4 protein-coding genes and 1 pseudogene are annotated in these 3828 nt (G+C 75.4%); 2 read left to right on the top strand and 3 right to left on the bottom strand.

What is annotated here, in order from left to right:
• Positions 1-677, top strand: a pseudogene (locus ETD96_RS42395) (ABC transporter permease subunit); the annotation flags it as partial.
• Positions 674-1459, top strand: coding sequence for an ABC transporter permease (locus ETD96_RS42400; RefSeq protein ID WP_138642122.1), 786 nt, complete (start codon positions 674-676; stop codon positions 1457-1459). The pseudogene ETD96_RS42395 and the gene ETD96_RS42400, both read left to right, overlap by 4 nt.
• 28 nt (positions 1460-1487) lie before the next feature.
• Here ETD96_RS42400 and ETD96_RS42405 read toward each other — a convergent pair whose 3' ends face one another.
• The 3 genes from ETD96_RS42405 to lnt all read right to left on the bottom strand — a co-directional run.
• Positions 1488-2048, bottom strand: a complete 561-nt coding sequence (locus tag ETD96_RS42405) for an FxsA family protein (protein ID WP_138642123.1) — start codon at positions 2046-2048, stop codon at positions 1488-1490.
• Between the two features lie 81 nt (positions 2049-2129).
• On the bottom strand, positions 2130-2876 hold the full coding sequence (locus ETD96_RS42410) for a polyprenol monophosphomannose synthase (RefSeq protein ID WP_138642124.1): 747 nt from the start codon (positions 2874-2876) through the stop codon (positions 2130-2132).
• Between the two features lie 5 nt (positions 2877-2881).
• On the bottom strand, positions 2882-3828 hold a 947-nt coding region (gene lnt / locus ETD96_RS42415), incomplete at its 5' end, for an apolipoprotein N-acyltransferase (RefSeq protein WP_138642125.1).

Below are 3828 nucleotides of genomic sequence, written 5' to 3' on the forward strand. Positions count from 1 at the left end.
GGCGCACCCAGACCGGCGGGGCGTTCACGCTGAAGGGGACGGGCGACATCGGCCCCGACCTGTTCGCCGACGACATCACCAAGACCACCCTCACCGGCGTCCTGGTCGGGCAGGCGGCGATCGTCGCGCTCGCGGTGCTGTTCATGACTGCCGAGTACCGGCGCGGGATGCTGCGCACGACGTTCGCGGCGAGCCCCCGGCGCGGCCGGGTGCTGGCGGCCAAGGCGCTGGTGGTGGGCCTGGCGGCGCTGGCGGCCGGGCTGGTCGCGGCGTTCGGCGCGGTGCTGCCGGCCGGGCCGGTCCTGCGCTCGCACGGCCTGGCGCCGCCGCCCCTGTCGGACGGCGCGGTGCTGCGGGCGGTCCTCGGCACGGCGGCGCTGCTCGCGGTGATCGCGGTGTTCTCGCTGGCGGTCGCGGTGATCGTGCGGCGCAGCGCGCCCGCGATCACGCTCGTGCTGCTGCTCCTGCTCGTCCCGCAGATCGTCGCGACGGCGCTGCCGCTGTCGGCGGCGCGGTGGCTGGAGCGGGCCACCCCGGCGGCCGGGTTCGCGATCCAGCAGACCGTCACGCGGTTCGACCGGGCGATCGCGCCGTGGGCCGGGTTCGGGGTGCTGTGCGCGTACACGGCTGCGGCGCTGGCGCTCGCGGCGTGGCTGCTGAGGCGGCGGGACGCATGAGGGCGGTGCACGCGGAGTGGACGAAGCTGCGGACGCTGCCGAGCACCTGGTGGATGCTGCTGGCGCTGGCGGGCCTCACGGCGGCCGTGGGCGCCGCCGTGACGGGGTCGGTCGACACCTCGCACTGCACCAGCCCCGCCGGCTGCATGGAGGACACGCCCAAGCTGGCGCTGTCGGGCGTCCAGATCGGGCAGGTCGCGGCGGTGGTGCTCGGGGTCCTCGCGGTCGGCGGCGAGTACGCCACCGGGACGATCGCGGCGACGCTGGCGGCGGTGCCGCGGCGGGCCGCGGTGCTGGCCGCCAAGGCCGCCGTGGTCGCGGGCGCGGTGGCCGCCGCCGGGACGGCCGGGGTGCTGGCGTCGCTGGCGGCGGGGCGTGGCCTGCTGCCCGGGAACGGGTTCACGGAGGCGAACGGGTATCCGCCGCTGTCCCCGCTGGACGGGCCGACGGCGCGGGCCGCGGCCGGCACGGTGCTGTACCTGGTCCTGGTGGCGCTGCTGTCGCTCGGGGCGGGGACGGCGCTGCGCGAGCCGGCGGCGGCGATCACCGCGGTGCTGGCGCTGCTGTGGATCGTGCCGGTCCTCACCCGGCTCACCGCGAGCGACACCTGGCAGGAGCGGCTGGAGAAGGCCGCGCCCATGACGGCGGGCCTGGCGGTGCAGGCGACGCGCGGGCTTGACCGGCTGCCGATCAGACCGTGGGCGGGCCTCGGCGTGCTGGCCTGCTACGCGGCGGCGGCGCTGCTGGCGGGCTGGGCGCTGTTCGCGCTGCGGGACGCCTGAGCAGCTCCCCGGTCAAGCAGGGCCGCGGTCAGGCGCGGGACGCCGTGTCGTCGTCCTCGCGCACGCCCTGCTCCCGGGCGCCGTCCTCGTGGATGACCTCGCCGCGGACCACCGGTCCCGGCGGGGTCTCCACGCGCTCGGGCCCCGGACCGCGGCCGAACGGGTCGAAGCCGGTGCCGCCGAGGCCGGGCGGGAACACCGTGGCGGCGCGCTCCTCGGCCGCCCGCATCCGCCGCTCGGCGAACCGGGACAGGGCCCGGCGGGCGAGGGGGCGGGTGAACGGCAGCACGAGCAGCAGCCCGGGCACGTCGGTGAGGAAGCCGGGGAACAGCAGCAGCATGCCACCGGCCATGACCAGCGCGGCGTCGCCGAGTTCGCGGTCCTGCAGGACGCCGCTGCGCAGGGTGTCGTTCAGGGCGCCCCAGGCGCGGCGGCCCTCCCGCCGGACGAGCCACGCGCCGAGCACGGCCTCGGCGACCAGCAGCCCGGCCGTGGCCCAGCCGCCGATCGCGGCGCCGACCTGGAGGATCACGAGGATCTCCAGCACGGGCACGGCCAGGATTCCCAGGACGATCAGCAGCAGCGGCATGGCCTCATCTTCGGTTCGGGGTGTCCCTCTCCCCTAGAACAACGCCGGGACGGGCCCGAACGTTTCCCGCGCGGGACGGGTTCAGCGCGGCGGGCGGATCTTGCCGACGCGGTCGGACATGCCCCACTGGGTGATGCGCAGCGCCGCCTCGGCCATCACGTCCCGGCTCATCTTGCTGGTGCCGTGCTCGCGCTCGACGAACGTGATCGGCACCTCCACCACGCGCAGCCCCTGCCGCACGGCCCGCAGCGCCAGGTCGATCTGGAAGCAGTAGCCGCGCGAGTCGACCTCGTCCAGCCCGATCTTGGCCAGCGTCGCGGCGCGGAACGCGCGGTAGCCGGCGGTCGCGTCGTGCAGGGGGATGCCGAGCATGAGGCGGGCGTAGGTGTTGGCGCCGCGCGACAGCGCCTCGCGCCGCTTCGGCCAGTTGCGCACCTTGCCGCCGGGGACCCAGCGGGCGCCGATGACCAGGTCGGCGTCCTCCAGCGCGGCCAGCAGCCGCGGCAGCTCCTCGGGCTGGTGGGAGCCGTCGGCGTCCATCTCCACCATGACGTCGTAGCCGTGCTCGGCGGCCCACCGGAACCCGGCGATGTAGGCGGGGCCGAGGCCGTCCTTGCCCTCGCGGTGCAGCACCTGGATCTGCTCGTCGGCCGCGGCCATCGCGTCGGCGACCTCGCCGGTGCCGTCGGGGCTGGCGTCGTCGACCACCAGGACGTCCACCGACGGGACGGCCGCGCGGACCCGGCCGGCGATGCGCTCGATGTTGTCCCGCTCGTTGTAGGTCGGGATGATCACGAGCACCCGGCCCAGGGCGGCTGGGATCTCCATCGGTGTCAATTCCCCTCGTTCTTCCTGGCTGTCCATGCCGCCGCGAGGACGGCGCCGAGCCCGAGCGCCGCCAGCGCCCACTCCGGCGCCGCGCCGACCCGGTCCGCGAGCGTCCGCGCGGTGCGCGCCGGGACGGTCCTGACCTGGATGTCGGGGACGAACTCGCGTGACTCGTCGAGCATCCGGCCGTCCGGGGCGACGATCGCGCTGATCCCGCTGGTCGCGGCAACCAAGATCGTACGGCCATGTTCGACCGCGCGCAGCCGGGACATCGCGATCTGCTGCGGCGGCAGGGTGGTGCGGCCGTAGGTGGCGTTGTTGGTCTGCACGACCAGCAGGTTGCCCGCCGCCACGTCCCGGACCTCGGTGTCGTAGGCGACCTCGAAGCAGATGACATCGCCGACGGTGACCGGGCCGAGCCGCATGACGCCCGAGCGGGTGCCCTTGGCGAAGTCGCGGGGGATCCGCTCGAACCGGGTGATCAGCTTGGTGAGGACGTCGCGGAACGGCAGGTACTCCCCGAACGGGACGGGGTGCCGCTTGACGTAGTAGTCGCCGGGGCCGCTGCGCGGGTCCCAGACGATGCCGCGGTTCTCGACCTTCTCGCCGTCGGGGGTGTCGGTGAGGGCGCCGACCAGGACGGGGACGCCGACGTCCTTCACCGCGCCGTCGATGGCGGTGTAGGCGTCGGGTTCGGCGTAGGGGTCCAGGTCGCTGGCGTTCTCGGGCCACACCACCAGTTCGGGGCGGGGCAGCTCGCCGGCGCGGACCCGGGCGGCCAGCTCGTGGGTGGCCTTGACGTGGTTGTTCAGGACGGCCTTGCGCTGGCCGAGGAAGTCCAGGCCGAGGCGCGGGACGTTGCCCTGGATCACCGCGACGGTGACGGGGCGCCCCGAGGCGGGGGTGGGGATCAGCAGGCCGCCGCCGGCGAGCGCGGCGATCAGCGCGAGGG

Origin of the sequence: Actinomadura geliboluensis (assembly GCF_005889745.1) — a bacterium.
Classification (GTDB): domain Bacteria; phylum Actinomycetota; class Actinomycetes; order Streptosporangiales; family Streptosporangiaceae; genus Spirillospora; species Spirillospora geliboluensis.